The organism is Azospirillum palustre (assembly GCF_002573965.1).
GTDB classification, from domain to species: Bacteria; Pseudomonadota; Alphaproteobacteria; order Azospirillales; family Azospirillaceae; genus Azospirillum; species Azospirillum palustre.
The window spans coordinates 1,697,770-1,714,992 of the sequence record NZ_PDKW01000043.1; the positions used below are offsets into that span (position 1 = coordinate 1,697,770).

The window sequence follows — 17,223 nt, forward strand, 5'->3', positions numbered from 1 at the left end:
CTGGGCCTTGAATCCTTCTGCCATTTTTCCTCGAACGAACCGTCAGCTGGCGATGGAGGTGGGAGCGGAGGCCGCGGCGAAGACCGGGCCGGGATAGCCGTCGCCGATCACCACCCGGTTGCGCCCCGCCGCCTTCGCCTCATACAGCGCGCGGTCGGCGCGGCCAAGCGCCCGTTCGATGCAGGCATCGTCCTCGCCGGACATCGCGACGCCGATGCTGACGGTCATGCGGATGCATCCCTGCCCATGGTCGGCGGGGTCCAGCGGCACGTCGGCCAGCGCCAGCCGGTGGCGGAGCCGTTCCGCCACCTCGCCCGCCGCGGCCAGCGGGGTTTCCGGCAGGATGATCGCGAACTCCTCGCCGCCCAGACGGCCGATGTGATCGGTGTCGCGCAGCTCGCCGCGGCAGATCTCCGCCAGCCTGACCAGCGCCCGGTCGCCAATCGCATGGCCGTGGCTGTCGTTGATCGCCTTGAAGCGGTCGATGTCGAGCATCAGGACGGAAACCGGCCGGCCATAGCGGCGCAGCCGGGCCATCTCGACCTCCGCCAGCTCCAGGAAGCGGCGGCGGTTGTTGAGGCCGGTCAGCGGGTCGGTGGTCGCCATGCGGCGCAGCTCGCTCTCCACCCGCTTGCGTTCCGACACGTCGCGGATCACCGCGGTGAACAGCAGGCCATGGGCATGGTGCAGCTTGGCGATCGACACCTCCGCCGGAAACTCCCGCCCGTCGGCGGTCAGCCCCTGGACCTCGCGGCGGTTGGTCATCACCTGGGCCTGCACCTGCGACGCGCTGAAATTGGCGATGTGGACATCGTGATCCGCCCGGAAGCGTTCGGGGATCAGCAGCGACAGCGGACGGCCCAGGATGTCGTCGGCATCGTAGCCGAACAGGCTTTCCGCCGCCCGGTTGAACAGGGTGATGTTCAGATCGGCGTCGGTGGTCAGGATGGCGTCCTGCGCCAGCCCGATGATGCCCTGCAGCCGCTCCTCCGACAGGCGCAGCTCCTCCTCCAGCCTTTTCCGGGCCCTGGCGTGCTGGACGGCGCGCCACATCAGCGGCCCGTCGGTCTGCCCCTTGACAAGATAGTCCTGGGCGCCGTGGGCCAGGATCTCCAGCGCGAAATCCTCGTCGTCATAGCCGGTCAGCACCACCAGCGGCAGCGACGGCGCATCGGCATGCAGGCGGGTCACCGTCTCCAGCCCGAAGCTGTCGGGCAGCGACAGGTCGAGCAGCACGACGTCGCAGGCGTTGCGGTGCAGCCAGGCCCGCGCCTCCTTCAGCGACGTGGCGCGGGCCACGCTGGAGCGGCGGGCATAGGGCGCCAGCGACCGGATGACCAGCCGCGCGTCGGCGTCCTCGTCCTCGACCAGCAGGATCGCCGTGCGGCCCTCATGCGGTTCCTGGAGCCGGGACAGGATCGGCTTGCTCGATGATAAGGCGATGGACATGGCGGACCTCCCTCACCGTGGCAGCCGGACGACGCGGAACCAGTATTCCTCGATGCTTTTCACCGCATCGAAGAAGGCGTCCATGTCCATCGGCTTGGTGATGAAGCTGTTGGCGCCCAGCAGATAGCTGGCGTTGACGTCGCGGTCGACGTCGGAGGTGGTGAGGATCACCACCGGAATTGTCTTCAAATCCTCGTCCGCCTTCAACTCCTGCAACACCTCGCGGCCGTCCATCCGCGGCATGTTGAGGTCCAGCAGGATCAGGTCCGGCCGGGCGGTGCCGGCGAAGGGCCCCTGGCGGCGCAGATAGGCCATCGCCTCCACCCCGTCGCGGACATGGCCGACGTTGCACAGGATGCGCCCGTCGCGCAGCGCGCGCTTGGCAAGCCCGGCATCGGCGGGATCGTCCTCGACCAGCAGGATCTCGAAGGGAGTCGTCAGGTCCTGCATCAGGGAAAACCTCGGAAGGAGGGATGGGGCAGATGGATGGAGAAGGTGCTGCCGACGCCGGGGCTGGACAGGACGGTGAGGCGGCCGCCCAGCCGTTCCACCATCTTGCGGGCGATGGCCAGCCCCATGCCGGTGCCGGGATGCTCGTCGCGCGGATGCAGGCGCCGGAACACCTCGAAAATCTGGTCGCGATAGCGCGGCTCGATGCCGATGCCGTTGTCGCGCACGTCGATCACGTCATAGCCGTCGACCCGCCGGTGGAAAATCTGCACCTCCGCCGCGCGGTAGGGATGGCGGTATTCGATGGCGTTGGCGATCAGCACGATGAAGATCTCGCGCAGCCGCCGCTCGTCGGCCTGCACCGACGGCAGGTCCGCCACGGTCACGGCGGCGCCGGCATCGGCGATGCGCCGAGCCAGCGCCGCCAGCGCCGCCTTCAATGGATCGCCGGCCGGGATGACGCCGCAGCCGAGCGGCACCCGGTCCTCCGCCAGGAAAAGCTGCACGTCGCGCAGCAGCATCTTCAGCCGCCCGGCGCCGTCGACGATCTCGCGGATGAAGCCCTCGCTCTCCTCGTCCAGCCTGCCCCTCTGCTGGCGCTCCAGCAGCTGGGCATAGCTGGCGATGGCGCGCAGCGGCTCCTGCAGATCGTGGGCGGTGGCATAGGCGAACTGTTCCAGCTCGTTCTTGGCGCGCCCAAGCTCGGCGGTGCGCAGGTCGACCTGCCGTTCCAGCGTGTGGCGACGGCCGATCGCCATGAAGGTCACCGTTTCGATCAGCAGCGACAGCAGGAAGAAGGCCAGCTGGAAGCCGCGGAAGGTCGGGTCGCCATGGGCAAGCCCCTCCCAACTGGTGCGCGGGGCCAGCGCCAGGTGCCAGTAGCCGTCGGGCAGGTTGATCCGCTCGACCAGCGGGTCGCCCTTCAGCGCCAGGGCGTCGCCGGCCACCTGCTGGCCGCCGTCGGTCACCACGGCGAAACCCAGATGCGCCGGAACCCGGTCGAACCGCACCTCGTTCAGGATGGCGCCGACGTCGAACACCAGCCCGACCGCACCCCAGGGCTTGCCCGGTCCATAGACGATCTGGCGGGCGATCAGCCCCTGCCCGCCCTGCAACAGGTTGACCGGGCCATGGACGGTCACGTCGCGGCTGACGATGGCGCGCTGCACCGTATCGGCGAAGCCCGGCCGGGCGTCCCGCAGCAGGTCGTTGCCCAGCACCTTCTCGTTGCCCTCCATCGGATAGACGATGCGGACGACGAAATCGGGAGCGGCGGAGATGTTGCGCACCCCCACCACCGACCGCCGCAGCCCCTCCGCATAGCGGGGGAACTGGTCGGCGAGGCTGCCGGTGCCGGACGCGACCTCGACGAAGGCGGTCAGGCCGCGGACCAGGGCGAGGCGCTCGTTCAGCGCGCTCGACAGGGTGCTGGCGAGCGACGAGGCGGTCAGCGCCGCGGTGGCGCGGTGTTCGGCCACCAGGACGCGGACATAGACGTCGGCCATCCAGACATAGCCGACCAGCAGCACCAGCGTCACCGCCGCCTGGACGGCGGCGGGCTTCCAGATGCGCAGTCCGCCGGCCAGCAGGCGGCGCAGGACGGCCGGCCGGCGCGGCGCGGTCAATGGCTGCGCCGTCATGATCGGATCCGGGCCTCCCCGGTGTGGGCAAACCCCGCCTGCCGGGTCGCGTCGTCCAGAGCCGGCAGGACCAGGCGGAACAGGCTGCCGCACGGGCGTCCATCCTCGCCGCGGAGGTCGTCGTCCGGAGGGTCGTCCACCCACAGACGGCCGCCATGATGCTCGACGATCTTCTTGCAGACGGCCAGCCCTACCCCGGTTCCCTCATACTCGTCGCGGCGGTGCAGCCGCTGGAAGATGCCGAAGACCCGCTCGCGGTCCCCGGCGGCGATGCCGATGCCGTTGTCGCGGATGTCGATGCGCCAGACCGCAGCCTTGCCCGGCTGGTCCAAACCCTGGCGGTCGGGGGCCACGGAGATGCGCACCACCGGCGGCCGGCCGGGCTGGCGGTACTTCACCGCATTGCCGATCAGGTTCTGGAACAGCCGCATCAGCTCGCCGTCGTCTCCGGCAACCGTTGGGCCGGCAACCATCGGGAGCATGCCTTCGTCCGGCCATTCCACGCTCACCGCGGCACCGGCATCCTGCACCGCCACCTCCAGGTTCAGCAGGGCGAGCTGCAGCGGCTCGTCCAGCGGCACCGGCCGGAAGGGCTTGGCCTTGCGCCCGACCCGCGAATAGTCCAGCAGGTCGACGATCAGCCGGTCCATGCGCTGGGCGCCGTCGCGGGCGAAGTCGATGCATTCCCGCGCCTCCTCGTCCAGCGAGCCGCCCGGCGAGCCGCCCAGGTTCCGCTCCAGCAGGGTCAGGTAGCTGGTGATGACGCGCAGCGGCTGGCGCAGGTCGTGGGAGGCGACATAGGCGAAGGCCTCCAGCTCGGCGTTCGACCGTTCGAGTTCCCGCGTCTTGCGGCCCAGCGCCTCGGCCGCCCGGCAGCGTTCGGTGATGTCGTGGATCAGCGACATCAGCATGGTGCGGCCATGCACCACGATGTTGCTGATATAGACCTCGACATCGCGGATCTCGCCCGAGGCCAGACGGTGGCGGAACTGGAACAGCCGGCGTTCGGCGCGTCCGGCCTGATGCAGCTCCTGCCGCACCATGGTGGTCGGGGCGGCGTTGATGTCCTCGATGCGCATGCTGCGCAGCCGGTCGAGCGGATAGCCGTAGAAGCTCGCCGCCGCCGGGTTGGCATCGACGATCCGCCCGTCGACCGGGTCGATCAGCAGCTTCACCGCACAGCTGGAGACGAAGATCTGCTCGAACAGCTGCTGGCGCTCACGCAGGGCCTGCTCGGCCCGCTTGCGCTCGCTGATGTCCATCACCGCGCCGACGATGCCGGCCGGCTTTCCGCCGGTGCGGCAATAGACCGCCTTGGAGAACACCACGTCGCGCAGCGTCCCGTCGGCACAACGCAGCTGGGTTTCGTAGCTCTGCGGCTTCTGGTCGGCCAGCAGGGCCTTGTCCACCGCCTCATCCGCCCCGGCGATGTCCGGCGGGGCGAGGTCGAAGACGGTGCGGCCGAACAGGGCCTGGCGGTCGATGCCCATCCAGCGCTCGAAGGCGCTGTTGGCATCGACGTAATGGCCCATCACATCCTGGACGAAGATCGGCACCGGCACCGTGTCCAGCAGCACGCGCTGGAAGCCGGCGCGGTCGTTCAGCGCCTGTTCGGCGCGCCAGCGGACGGTGACGTCCTGCACCACCCAGACATAGCCGCGTTCCGGATCGCCGGGCTTCACCGACCGGCCGATCAGCCGGCAGCGGATGTCGGCGCCATCGGCCCGGCGCATCGCCACCTCCTCGTCGAACTGGCCGCCGGCCTGCATCCTGGGATAGGCGCGCTCCCCGATCTCCTCGAACACACGGTCGTCGCCATAAATGAGGCGGGCGCTGGATCCGACGATGTCCTCCAGCCGGTGCTGGAAGGTGGCGGCGACCGACTTGTTGACGCGGCGGATCACCCGGTCGCGGTCGACCAGCAGAACGCCCACCGGCGCGTTGTCGAGGATGGCATCCAGTTGCAGCCGGCTTTCCGCCAGCTCCTCCTCCATCCGCTTGCGGGCGGTGACGTCGAGCTGGCGGCCCATCATGCGCGCCGGACGGCGCTCCGCATCCCAGGCCACCACCCGGCCGCGGTCGCGGATCCACAGCCAGCCGCCCGATGCGGTGCGGACACGATACTCGCACTCGTAACGGGGATGGCCGCCCGACAGATGGGCGGCCAGCGCCGCCTCGACCGCCGGACGGTCTTCGGGATGGATGCGGGAGCGCCAGAAATCGACCGTCGCCGGGACCTCCCCCGGCGTGAAGCCCAGCATCGTCTGCAAGCCGGGGCTGTGCCACAGCGCACCGCCGGCGATGTCCCGCTCCCACAGCCCGTTGCCGGCGGCATCGGTCGCCAGTTGCAGGCGCGGCATCGCCGAGGCCGTCCGGCCGCGCCGCCAGCGCAGACGGGTGCGGGGACTGCGCCTGATTTCCGCCGCGACGGTCGCCGCCCCAACCCCAGGATGGGTATTTTCCGCTTGGAAACATCCCGACGAGCAAGACAAGGTTGTGGTATCGACCATCACTGCGTCCCGGCCTCTTTTCCGTCGAAGGGTTACGTACAGCGGACGGGATGCCTCAAGCTGCATGCACCGCCGGCAATGAACGCAATCATATCCCTTCATCCAGCACGGACTCCCCCTGTGAAATTGTCACAGGGGACAAGTCCTCAACCTGGAGGATGAAGAAGATGCCTAGAGACTGTCTGATGCTCCCTGAAGCACCAGACAGACTCTAAGATTTTGATTTTCCGTGCGATTCACGCTTCAGACGATTCCGTCCGAACCGATCGCACTCTAACGTTCAGTGCGACGGATCGATGACGGAGCGGTAGGCCTGTCCGCTCTGCGGTCAGGCTGCCACGTCGACCGGCGAACGGTCCTTGGTGGCGATTTCCACGGCCCGCGCGAAATCGCCCGCCATCTTCTCCGCGTCGAAGGCCAGATGGATGCGGTTGTGCTCCACCGCCTTCACCACCACCGCCACCTCCGCTGCGTAGCGGTCGAGCCGCAGATGGCCGATGGCCCCCGCCAGCGAGCGGCCGTCGGTCGTCGTCACCGGATCGATCATCGCGCCGCCGATGGACAGGTTGCGCACGGTCACCGCCAGCCGGTCGCCGCCGATCAGCAGGGTTCCCGTCTCATCCACCTGGAAGCGCGGCTTGCGCCGGCGGTCGGCATCGCCGGTGGAAGTGCGGACGATGCGGACCAGAACCTGCCGCAGGCTCTCGATGGAACGGGCGACGTCGCCGGACCCGTTCTTGACATGGGTCGCCTGTTCGCCGGTGCGGTCGGCCTCTTCCGACACCGCGGCGATGCGGTACGACACTTCCTGCGCCGCCGTGGAAGTCTCCACCACGTTGCGGCTGATCTCCTGGGTGGCGGCCGCCTGCTGCTCCATCGCCGCGGCGATGGAACCGGCGATGTGGTCGATCTCGGCGATGGTCCGGCCGATTTCCTCCACCGCCTGCACCGCCTCGTCGGTCACCGACTGGATCGCGGTGATCTGGCGGGTGATCTCCTCGGTCGAGGACGCGGTCTGGTTGGCGAGGTTCTTGACCTCCTGCGCCACCACGGCGAAGCCCTTGCCGGCCTCGCCCGCCCGCGCCGCCTCGATGGTCGCGTTCAGCGCCAGCAGATTGGTCTGGCCGGCGATGGACTGGATCAGGTTGACCACCTCGCCCACCTTCGCCACCGTCTCCGACAGCGAACGGATGGTGGCCTGGGTGTGATGGCCGCTCTCCACCGCGCGGCGGGTCACCGCGCTGGAATGGGCGACCTGCGAGGAGATCTCGCGGATCGACGCGGCCAGTTCCTCGCTGGCGGCGGCGACGGTCTGGGCGTTCGCCAGCGCCTGCCCGGCGGCGGACGCCACGGTCTGGGCGTTGATGCTGACCCGCTCGGCCGAGCCGGACATGCCCTCGGCATCGTCGGCCATGGCGCCGGTGCGCTGGGCGACCTCCTCCACCGCGCGGCCAGCCTCCCGCTCCACCGTCGACGCCATGTTTTCCAGGGCGCGGCGGCGTTCCTCGTCGGCATGGCGGGCGCGCTCGACACGCTCCTGCACGGCATAGCACAGGCGCGCCTTCAAGCCGCGCAGCTGGCCGGCGATGAGGTGGAATTCGGCCGCGGCCGGCAGGTCGATGATGTGGGTCTGGTCGTTGCGGGCGATGGCGTCGAAATCGACCGAGAAGGCGGCCAGCGGGCGGCGGACGGTGCGCAGCAGCAGGAGCCCGCAGAACACCGCCCCCAGCAGGACGGCCAGCCCGGCGGCCACGGCGAACACCAGATGCCAGCGGAAATCCTCCAGTGCCCCCTCATACTCGCCCTTGGCAACCGTCAGCTGCAATTGCAGCAGATCCTTGTTGGTCTGGAACGCCGCCTGGAACAGCGGGTCGATGCGGTCGCGGACGAGGACCTCCAGCCGCAGCGAATCGCCCTGGCGCGCCAGCTCCACCGCCGGCTTCAGCCCGTCGTTCAGGAAGGCGGCGCGCTGCCTGGCGAAGCGGTCCGCCAGAATCGTCTCCTCCGGCGTCATGTAGCTGGTGACATAGTCCGCCCACAGCCGGTCGATGGTGGCGGCGTTCCCGGCGATGCGCTCATCGCGCTGTGCCATCGCCTTGGGATCGGTGCCGTCGCGGGTGTCGATGATCAGCCGCTGCAACGTCTGCACGTTGTCGCGCATATGGTCCAGGATCTGGCCGATCTGGACCGCCGGCACCGTGCGGTGCTCGTACACCGACTTCAGCGACGCGTTGCTGTCGGACATGCCGCGCAGCGTGACGCCGCCGACCGCCAGCATCGACAGGATCATGACGGCGAAGATCAGGGTCAGCCGCCCGGTCACCGTCGCCATCCAGCGGCGGAACCCCGCCCCGGCGCCTCGCCCGACCGCCTGCCCGTCGCGCACAGTCAGATGGCGCGCCCTGCCCTCGCGGATGTCGGAATAGAGCCGCTCCGCCGCCGCCACCTGATCGCGCGACGGCTTGGTGCGGATCGAGATGAAGCCGGTCACCGTCCCGTCCTCGATCACCGGCGTGACGTTGGCGCGGACCCAATAGAAGTCGCCGTCCCTGGTCCGGTTCTTCACCAGCCCTTCCCATGGCCGGCCGTCCTTGATGGTCGCCCACAGGTCGGCGAAGGCCTCCTTCGGCATGTGCGGATGCCGGATCAGATTGTGCGGAGCCCCGATCAGTTCGGATTCGGCATAGCCGCTGATGTCGGCGAATGCCTTGTTGACGAAGGTGATGCGCCCGCCCGTGTCGGTACGCGACACCAGCAGGACACCGTCTTCCATCACGATTTCACGGTCGGTGATCGGTTCGTTGAGACGCATGGGACGGGGCCTCGTCAGACAATGGGCGCATTCGGGCAGGCAAGCCGGCGCGACGGGCCGCGACCGGGGGACAGACCAGGGACCGGCGCACCGCCTGGAAAAAGCGATGGTTCGGCACAGCTAACGGAATGGCGTTTCATCTACTGTGAGTAGCCCATGCCCGCACTGACACAGATCAAGTCAGCAAGCGGCGTGCCATGCACACTGAATTCTTCGCAAACCGCCGTTCCGGTTAAACCCTGACGACCGGGCAAGCACGTCTACGGGGATTCGCCGCACCCGGCGTCGCAATTTGCGAATGAAAACGCGATTCAGCCGGAAAATTATCAAATTGCGAAAGAACAAATTCCCCACGAGGAAGGCCAAGCGCCGTATCAGAGAATATTAATAAAGAAAAAACCCCTCTCTCCACTTGGAGAGAGGGGTTTCATGACTGCGACATTCCGCCGCAGCATTTCCGTATCTGTGAAAATGCCGCGAGCGGTCAGGACTTCGCCATCAGCTGTTCCAGCCAATGGATGTCGTAATTGCCGTCGATGAAGGCCTGCTGTGCGATGATGCGGTCATGCAGCGGCAGCGTGGTCTGGATGCCGCCGATCACATACTCTTCGATGGAGCGGCGCAGGCGCATCAGGCACTCGTTCCGGGTGGTGCCGTGGACGACCAGCTTGGCGATCAGGCTGTCGTAATGCGACGGCACGCGGTAGCCGTCATAGAGCGCGGAATCGACGCGAACGCCCAGTCCGCCCGGCGCGTGATAGCCGTCGATCTTCCCCGGCGACGGGATGAAGGTCTCCGGGTTCTCGGCATTCACGCGGCATTCGATGGCATGGCCTTCGAAGCGGATGTCCGACTGGCCATAGCCCAGCGGCGCACCGGCGGCGACGCGGATCTGTTCGCGGACCAGATCGATGCCGGTGATCATCTCGGTGATGGTGTGCTCGACCTGAAGGCGGGTGTTCATTTCGATGAAATAGAACTGCCCGTCCTCGTAGAGGAACTCCATCGTGCCGACGCCGCGGTAACCGATGGCCGCCGCCGTCTTCGCCGCCAGATCGCCGATGAAGGCGCGCTGTTCGGCGTTCAGCGCCGGGCTCGGCGCCTCTTCGATGACCTTCTGGTGCCGGCGCTGGACCGAGCAGTCGCGCTCGCCGAAATGCACGCAGGTGCCGTGGGTGTCGCCCAGGAGCTGGATCTCGATGTGCCGCGGATGGCCGAGATACTTCTCCAGATAGACCTCGTCGTTGCCGAAGGCGGCGCGCGCCTCGCCACGGGCCAGCTGGTAGGCCTCCTTCAGCTGGTCGGGGTTGCGGGCGACCTTCATGCCCTTGCCGCCGCCGCCCGCCGCCGCCTTGATCAGCACCGGATAGCCGGTCTCGTGGGCGACCTTCTCCGCATCCTCCAGCGACGTCACCGGACCGTCGGAGCCGGGCACCACCGGCAGCCCCTGCTCCATCACCGTCTTCTTGGCGGTGACCTTGTCGCCCATGACCCGGATATGCTCCGGCGTCGGGCCGATGAAGGTGAAGCCGTGCTCCTCCACCATCTCGGCGAACTGGGCGTTTTCGGACAGGAAGCCGATGCCGGGATGGATGGCGTCGACATTGGTGATCGACGCCGCCGACAGGATGGCCGGAATGTTGAGGTAGCTGTCGCGCGCGGACGCCGGACCGATGCACACGCTTTCGTCGGCGAGGCGGACGTGCATGGCGTCGGCGTCGGCGGTGGAATGCACCGCCACGGTCTGGATCCCCATCTCGCGGCAGGCGCGGTGGATGCGGAGCGCAATCTCACCACGGTTCGCGATCAGGATCTTTTCGAACATCGCCAAGGGAATGCCCCGCTTACTCGATGATGAGGAGAACTTCGCCGAATTCGACCGGCTGGGCGTCGGACACCAGCACCTCGGCGACGGTGCCGCCGCGCGGGGCCTTGATCGGGTTCATGACCTTCATCGCCTCGATGATCATGATGGTCTGGCCGGCCTTGACCACGTCGCCCGGACGGACGAAGGGCGTGCCGCCCGGCTCGGCCGCCAGATAGGCGGTGCCGACCATCGGCGAGGTCACGGCGCCCGGATGGCTGGCCGGCTTTGCAGCGGCCGGCGCCGCCACGGCGACCGGAGCGGCCGCCAGGACCGGGGCTGCCTGGACGGCGACCGTCTGGGCGGCGGTCGGGCGGGTGACGCGGATACGCTTTTCGCCCTCGGCGAACTCGATCTCGCTCAAGCCCGTCTCACGCAGGAGGTCCGCCAGCTTGCGGACCAGATCGCCGTCGATGTCGAAGCTCGCCATGATGTCAGTCGTTCCCGTTTCCTTAATCGCGGTCGATGATGTTCGCGATGGCGTCCAGCGCCAGAAGATACCCGTGCGGCCCGAACCCGCAGATCATCCCCCTCGCCACCGGCGAGATGTAGGAGTGATGGCGGACCGGCTCGCGCTTGAAGATGTTCGACAGATGGACCTCGATCACCGGCAGATCCGACAGAATCAGGCTGTCCATGATCGCGACCGAGGTGTGGGTATAGGCGCCGGCGTTGATGACGATGCCGTCATTCTCCGTGCGGGCCTGCTGAATCCACGAAACCAGTTCGCCTTCGTGATTCGACTGCCGGAAATCCACGGTCAGACCCAGCGTGTCGGCACGCTCGTGGCAGGCGGCCTCCAGCTCGTCCAGGGTCATCGACCCGTAGATTTGCGGCTCCCGCACACCCAGCATGTTGAGGTTCGGCCCGTTGAGGACCAGAATCGACGCGTCGATGGCCACAGCCCGCGCCCCTTTTCCATGATCGAAACCGCGCGTTTATATCACGAAGCACCGTCCTGTCCATGGCGACGGGGGCCTTCTGCGCGGAAAAGCGCGCCCAAACCCGGAAAATCGCCGCGGCAGGGCCGGAAGACCGCGCGAACCCTCAGGGAAAACCCCAGCAATATCAGGGAGCAGGCTGGAGCGCGTGGCTGGCGAGCAGCTGGTGGTAGACGCCCTGCCGTTTCAGGGCCTTCAGCCCGTCGTTGAAGGCGGCGACCGCCGTCTCCGCTCCCGGGGTGCCGCGTCCGACCACCAGATGCAGCGTCACCACGGCGAAGGGCCGCTCCGCCACCCGGATGTCGTCGGCCAGGCCGGAGCGCTGAATCGCCGCAGCGCCGCTGAACTCGTCGATCACCAGAGCGTCGGCCCGCCCGGTCGCCACCATGCGCACGCAGGCCCCCAGGTCGGAGGGGGTCTGCCGGGTCAGGCGGCCCTGCCCGACCATCGCCTCCAGCCCGGCCGGCAGGGCGTAGCCCACCGGCTGGCAGACCGTCCGCCCCTGGAAATCCTCCAGGCCGCCGGAGTCGCCGCCTCCGGCCCGGCCGTGGAACTCCATCCCGGACCGGTTCGACAGATAGACGAACTGCCGCACCTCCATCACCGGGTCGGAGAACAGCACCTCCCGCTCGCGCTCCGGCGTGCGGATATAGGGAAAGGTGGCGAGGAAACGGCCGGCCACCACGCCGTCATAGCCGCGCTTCCACGGCATGAAGCGCACATCGTAGCGACGCCCGCCGACCGCGAAGGCGCGGCGGACCAGGTCGGTCACCAGCCCGCCGCCCGGCAGGTCGTCGCCGGTGTAGGGGGCATAGTCGCTGCCGGTCACCAGATCCAGACCGGTGTAGGGGGCCGGGGCCGGATCCTTGCCGCCGGCCTCCGGGCCGGGGACCTGCGCTTGTGCCTGAGCCGGGGCGATGCACAGCAGCAGCCCGGCCAGGACAATGCCCGCGGCCGACGTCCTCACCGTGCCTATCGCTCCGTCTGCCGAATCCCGCAAGTCCGTTGGCCGCCTGCTAATGGGTCCGGCGCCGAGGTCGCGCGGCGCCGGCCAAGATCTAACGGCCGAGATCTAACGGCTTGCACGCCGCACTGTAAAGAGCCGCCGACACCGGCCGCCGGCTTGCGGTCACTCAGCCGCGGCGGCCGGGTTGACGGCGGCTTCCCGCGCACGGCGGCCGGCCGGATCGGTGTACAGGTCGTTGATGCGCTGGACATGCACCGCCGTCGCCTCGCGGATGGCGAAGATCGCCTTGCGCGCCCGGCCGCCCCAGCCGGCCGGCTGGCTGGCGAAGATCGAGCGGAAGAAGCGGGTGTTCCGCAGGAAGGCCTGCCGCAGGTTCAGGTCGACGTCGCCGAAACGGTCGCTCAAGGTGGCGGCGACGCGGCGGGCGAAGATCTGGCGCAGCTTGAAATGCCCGGCCAGGAACAGCCCGCCCAGCAGCAGCGCGGTGCCGATCAGATGCAGCGGAAGCCCGCTGTCGCCGGACTCGGACAGCCAGCCGAGGAAGGCGCCGAATCCGCCGCCCAGCGTCTGCACGACGGCGCCCAGCAGCGCCAGCAGCAGCACGCCCCACACCGCGTCGCCGATCAGCACGCGGCGGCGCCACATCGCCATCGCCTCGCGCAGCTTGGGCACCACCTCCCCCTCCACTTCCTTGGTCAGGCTGTCGATGGAGCCGATGATGCGATAGGCGCGGGCGACCTCGACCTCGTTGATGCGGGTCTGGAGTTCGGCCAGATCGTGGTCGCGGCGCGCCTGATAGCGGGCGCGGCGGCCGTCATCCTCGATGTCGACGGCGGAGCGCTGGTCGTAGATGGCATAGAATCGGCCCGAGACCAGCCCGGCCTGGGCGATGGCGCGCTGCCAGGCGCCGAACACCGCCTCGAGATTGTCCTCCTTGGCGGTGGTGTCGACCTGATTGAGGATGTAGCAGACCTTGCGGGCGTCGGCGCGGTTGACCGTCTTGGCGACCAGATGGCGCAGCGTGTCCTGCATGGCGCCCGGTTCCGGATGGCGGGCGTCGAAGAAGACGAGCACGAGGTCCGACAGCTCGACGATGTGGTCGACCAGCCGCAGGACCGAACGGCGCTGGTCGTCGGCGTCGAAGCCGGGCGAATCGATGAAGATCTTGCCCTTGGTCCGCGTCCCGGCCAGCGTCTTCAGCTGAAGGTAGTTGTCGATCCGCTTGCCCTCGCCGGCGGCGACCTTCTCGATCTCGTCGGCGATGCGATAGAAGGGGAAACGCGGATCGGCGTTCAGCGCGGTGCCGGGCAGCGCCTCCTTGCGGGTTTCCGGACCGTGGCAGATGACGGTGAACTTGTCGTCCACCGCCTGGTTGCCGGTGTTCTGCAACACCTCGCCGAGATAGCCGTTGAGGAAGGTCGACTTGCCGGCGGAGAAGGTGCCGAGCACCGCGACCATCGGCCACCAGGGAATGCGGGTGGTCAGCGATTCATGGCGGTCGATCAGCCCCAGCCCGGCCAGGATGCGGTCGAAGGCGCGGAAGGTCGGGAGGACCGGCAGCAGGTTGGGGTTTTCCGCCCGCAGATGGGCATCCAAAGCCGCAAGGCGCTGCTGAAGGGCTTGCCGGGGGGTCATGGCGGGCGAATTCCACTGTTGCACGGGCCGAAAAGAACGGCCTCTCTCTAGCACGGGCGGGCCCGGCACCGGACATGAAATCTCCCTCATCTTCCGTCCCGGGAGGCGGGCAGGAAGGCGGGGCGGGGAATTCAGACGGTGCTGGGCGAAGTGCCGCGGGAACAGGACCGGGCGGACGCGCGTTACCCGGCGATGGACGACAGCGACCATCAGGACGGCAGCCCCCTGCCGTCGGGCGCCGATCAGGCGCATCGGCTGACCGCGGACGAATTGGCCTTCCTGCTGCGCGACCCGATGCTGCGGGCGCGGGAGGCGGAGCGTGCCGCGAAGTCCAACCGCAGCCGCACCGAACGGCGGGCGGCGGACCCGGCCTACGCCGAGCGGCTGCGGGCCGGCGACCGCGAGCGCCAGCGCCGGCGGCGCCTGCGCGAGTCCATCGGCCGGCCCGAACCGCCGGAGCCGGTGGCCGCCGACCTGCCGGACCTGACCGTGGCGCAGGCGGAGGCGCGGCTCATCGACCATCTGGACGGCAGCCCGTCCGCCCAGGCGGCGCAGCTGCGCCGACGGCCCGACCGCATCCGGCTCTATGCCCAGGCCTTCGTCGCCTACCGCATCCTGTCGGCCGGCGGCGTCCGGCCGACCCGCGGGGCGCTGGCCGCCCTGCTGAAATCCCGCTTCGGCCGCACCGTCACGCCGTCCCAGGTCCAGAAGCTGCGCGACCATGTGGAAGGCTTCGCCGTGGCCGGCGGCCCCTGGGCGATGGAGTCCCCCCACCCGTCCGGTACTGCCCGAACGAGGAGCGCGCGCAAGGCCGATACGGATAGTCACGCACCACGGCCCCCGCGGCCCTGAATCCCCGGCTCCGGACGCCGGTTAACGGCGGCTTAATAAGGTTAATTATGTATTAACGCTTGTCTGGCCAACCATGCGGCCCGAACGGACCGGCCCGGATGCAGCGTGACGGACCGTATCGGCCTTGAGAGAAGAAAGTTTCTCTCCGCTCTCCGGTTTATTTGTTACAACCAGAAGGTTCTTCATCACCATTTGTGGCGGTGTAAATTCCATCCGTTTCCGATCGCGGAATTTCTATAAACGAAAAGCTATCGCCCGAACGAATGGATGAACCGAAAGACTCGGTGATTTCCGCAAAGGGATGAATGCAGGGATCCGGCAGAGCCTTGGCGCAATTGATTCTCAGCATCGGTGAAATAATACAAAGCTGTAATATGACAACCCCTGCGAATGCTGCACCACCACCAATGCCTATCGGAATATGGCAAGCACACACCAATATTCAGAAGTTTTCTCTTGAATCGCTTCAACGAATGTGTGAACAATCTTTTCATTATCGCAAAGACAGTCCGCGGAAGACTGGGCAGCGGAGATCAATGGACATGAGTGAACCGACGGCGCGCAAAAGAGGACGACGCGGATCGCCGGAGTCCTGGTCTGTGGACGCCCATGTCGGGCAACGGGTGCGGATGCGCCGGACCCTGCTGGGAATGAGCCAGGAAAAACTGGGCGAAGCGATCGGCCTGACCTTCCAGCAGGTCCAGAAATACGAGCGCGGTTCCAACCGTATTTCGGCGGGCACCCTGTACCGGCTGAGCCAGGTCCTCGACGTTCCCGTCAGTTTCTTTTTCGATACCTACAACGACGCCGACAGCCCACGCCGCTCACGCGGCGGTTTCGAGGAGTCGCACGACAGCGACAGCCAGATCAGCCGGCGCGAGGCGCGGTTGCTGCGCCTGTGGCGCGCCGCCCCCTCCCATGTGTCGGACGAGATGCTGTCCCTGCTCTCTGCCCTCTCCCCCGAAATCAAGGAACCGCCGGAAGGCCCCGGCGAGGGTGAGGACGGCGAGCCGGATGCATCCCCTCAATCGGGCAGCCCACAGCCGTCGGTCATCGGTGGAAACCGACTTGCCGGCACCGAGATCGTCGCCGCCGGGCCGGATGGCGAAAGCGTCCGCAAGGCCGGTCGCCCGGTGCGCAGCGATGCCCCGCGGGTCAAGCCGGTGAAGTCGGCCGACACCGCCGGACAGGGCAAGTCGCGCCGGCGTCACGGCGCGGTGTGGGACCCGACCGACATCCAGCGCGCGTCCAAGCCATCGCCGAGAAACTGATCCATCGCCGGGAAACCGATCCAGCTCCGGCATTTGAAAAGTTGCGCTCGGCCGGCAGCAAAAGAAGAAAGGCTCCGCATCAGCCGATGCGGAGCCTTTCTCACAAGAGGACGGGCACAATTGCCGGCGGCCTTACCAGCTGCGGACGGGACCGACGTCGAGATGGACGAAGCCGCTGCGCGGGTAGAAGCCGACGCCGCCGGACTGCATCCCCTTCGCCGTCTCGGAAATGGCGCGCAGCTGGGTGTCGGGAAGGCGGATGTCGATGGCCATGCCGCGGGTGTGATAGCTCTCCTTCGCGACGCCACGCGACCGGCGCCGGGCCATCGCATTGGTGCGGCGGGAGCGGTAGCCGCAGATCACCTCGAACGGATCGTCGGATCCGACGCTCTGGTGAACGCGGGCGAGCAGGTCGAACAGGCGCGGGTCGTAATGGCAGACCTGCTTGGCGCGATGGTCGCGCAGAAGCACGTCCAGCTTGCGCAGCGCGTCCGGCTTGTAATTGCCGTCGGCCCAATAGACGCCGTCGAACCGTTCCTGCGTGTTGATGTTGTGCAGGGTGAGGCGCCGGACGCTGCCGGCCAGGGGGGCAGCTTCCGCAGAGCCCGATCCCAGGAGGACCGGCGCCGTCGCCACACCCGTCACCACGCCGGTGGCGACCCCCGTCATCATCCCCGATGCGGCTGGAAGAGCCGCAGATACCGCCGCCGCGGCAAAACCAAGGAACCCGCGCCGCCCGATTGCCGGTGCGGCACGCTCATCATCCCCCAAATGCATCCCCGAACCTCGTCGTCTTACGTTTTTGCCGTTCTACGCTGTGGCCGTTCGGCGT

12 protein-coding genes and 1 pseudogene are annotated in these 17,223 nt (G+C 67.8%); 2 read left to right on the forward strand and 11 right to left on the reverse strand.

All coding sequences use genetic code 11. From position 1 onward, the window contains the following. Nucleotides 1-42: 42 nt before the first annotated feature. The 10 genes from CRT60_RS30300 to CRT60_RS30345 form a co-directional block, all read right to left on the reverse strand. Entirely contained in the window at nucleotides 43-1,449 is a 1,407-nt protein-coding gene (locus CRT60_RS30300; RefSeq protein ID WP_098740157.1) for a GGDEF domain-containing response regulator, read from the reverse strand. A 12-nt stretch (nucleotides 1,450-1,461) separates the two neighbouring features. Further along, nucleotides 1,462-1,899, reverse strand: coding sequence for a response regulator (locus tag CRT60_RS30305; RefSeq protein ID WP_098740158.1), 438 nt, complete (start codon nucleotides 1,897-1,899; stop codon nucleotides 1,462-1,464). Next, complete coding sequence (locus CRT60_RS30310) at nucleotides 1,899-3,539, reverse strand: sensor histidine kinase (RefSeq protein ID WP_098740159.1); 1,641 nt, start codon at nucleotides 3,537-3,539, stop codon at nucleotides 1,899-1,901. The genes CRT60_RS30305 and CRT60_RS30310 overlap by 1 nt, the downstream gene beginning before the upstream one ends. Beyond that, complete coding sequence (locus CRT60_RS30315; protein ID WP_161958133.1) at nucleotides 3,536-5,899, reverse strand: PAS domain-containing sensor histidine kinase; 2,364 nt, start codon at nucleotides 5,897-5,899, stop codon at nucleotides 3,536-3,538. The genes CRT60_RS30310 and CRT60_RS30315 overlap by 4 nt, the downstream gene beginning before the upstream one ends. A gap of 478 nt (nucleotides 5,900-6,377) precedes the next feature. Continuing rightward, entirely contained in the window at nucleotides 6,378-8,861 is a 2,484-nt protein-coding gene (locus tag CRT60_RS37640; RefSeq protein WP_098740161.1) for a methyl-accepting chemotaxis protein, read from the reverse strand. Between the two features lie 484 nt (nucleotides 8,862-9,345). Beyond that, nucleotides 9,346-10,686: an acetyl-CoA carboxylase biotin carboxylase subunit gene (gene accC, locus CRT60_RS30325; protein ID WP_098740162.1), complete on the reverse strand. Its 1,341-nt coding sequence runs from the start codon at nucleotides 10,684-10,686 to the stop codon at nucleotides 9,346-9,348. A 19-nt stretch (nucleotides 10,687-10,705) separates the two neighbouring features. Next, the gene (gene accB / locus CRT60_RS30330; protein WP_098740163.1) at nucleotides 10,706-11,155 is read right to left on the reverse strand and encodes an acetyl-CoA carboxylase biotin carboxyl carrier protein; all 450 of its coding nucleotides are present in this window, start codon (nucleotides 11,153-11,155) and stop codon (nucleotides 10,706-10,708) included. A gap of 22 nt (nucleotides 11,156-11,177) precedes the next feature. Further along, complete coding sequence (gene aroQ / locus CRT60_RS30335; protein WP_098740164.1) at nucleotides 11,178-11,627, reverse strand: type II 3-dehydroquinate dehydratase; 450 nt, start codon at nucleotides 11,625-11,627, stop codon at nucleotides 11,178-11,180. Between the two features lie 166 nt (nucleotides 11,628-11,793). Continuing rightward, entirely contained in the window at nucleotides 11,794-12,633 is an 840-nt protein-coding gene (locus CRT60_RS30340) for a substrate-binding periplasmic protein (protein WP_244592847.1), read from the reverse strand. A gap of 162 nt (nucleotides 12,634-12,795) precedes the next feature. Beyond that, nucleotides 12,796-14,268, reverse strand: coding sequence for a dynamin family protein (locus tag CRT60_RS30345; RefSeq protein ID WP_098740166.1), 1,473 nt, complete (start codon nucleotides 14,266-14,268; stop codon nucleotides 12,796-12,798). Between the two features lie 138 nt (nucleotides 14,269-14,406). Between CRT60_RS30345 and CRT60_RS30350 the strand changes: the two genes are divergently transcribed. Together CRT60_RS30350 and CRT60_RS30355 are read left to right on the forward strand one after the other, a co-directional pair. Next, nucleotides 14,407-15,120, forward strand: coding sequence for a hypothetical protein (locus CRT60_RS30350; protein ID WP_244592848.1), 714 nt, complete (start codon nucleotides 14,407-14,409; stop codon nucleotides 15,118-15,120). Between the two features lie 542 nt (nucleotides 15,121-15,662). Continuing rightward, nucleotides 15,663-15,915: pseudogene (locus tag CRT60_RS30355) on the forward strand (helix-turn-helix domain-containing protein); the annotation flags it as partial. A 608-nt stretch (nucleotides 15,916-16,523) separates the two neighbouring features. Here the strand turns inward: CRT60_RS30355 and mepK are convergent. Further along, entirely contained in the window at nucleotides 16,524-17,063 is a 540-nt protein-coding gene (gene mepK / locus CRT60_RS30360) for a peptidoglycan L,D-endopeptidase MepK (RefSeq protein WP_244592849.1), read from the reverse strand. Nucleotides 17,064-17,223: the final 160 nt, after the last annotated feature.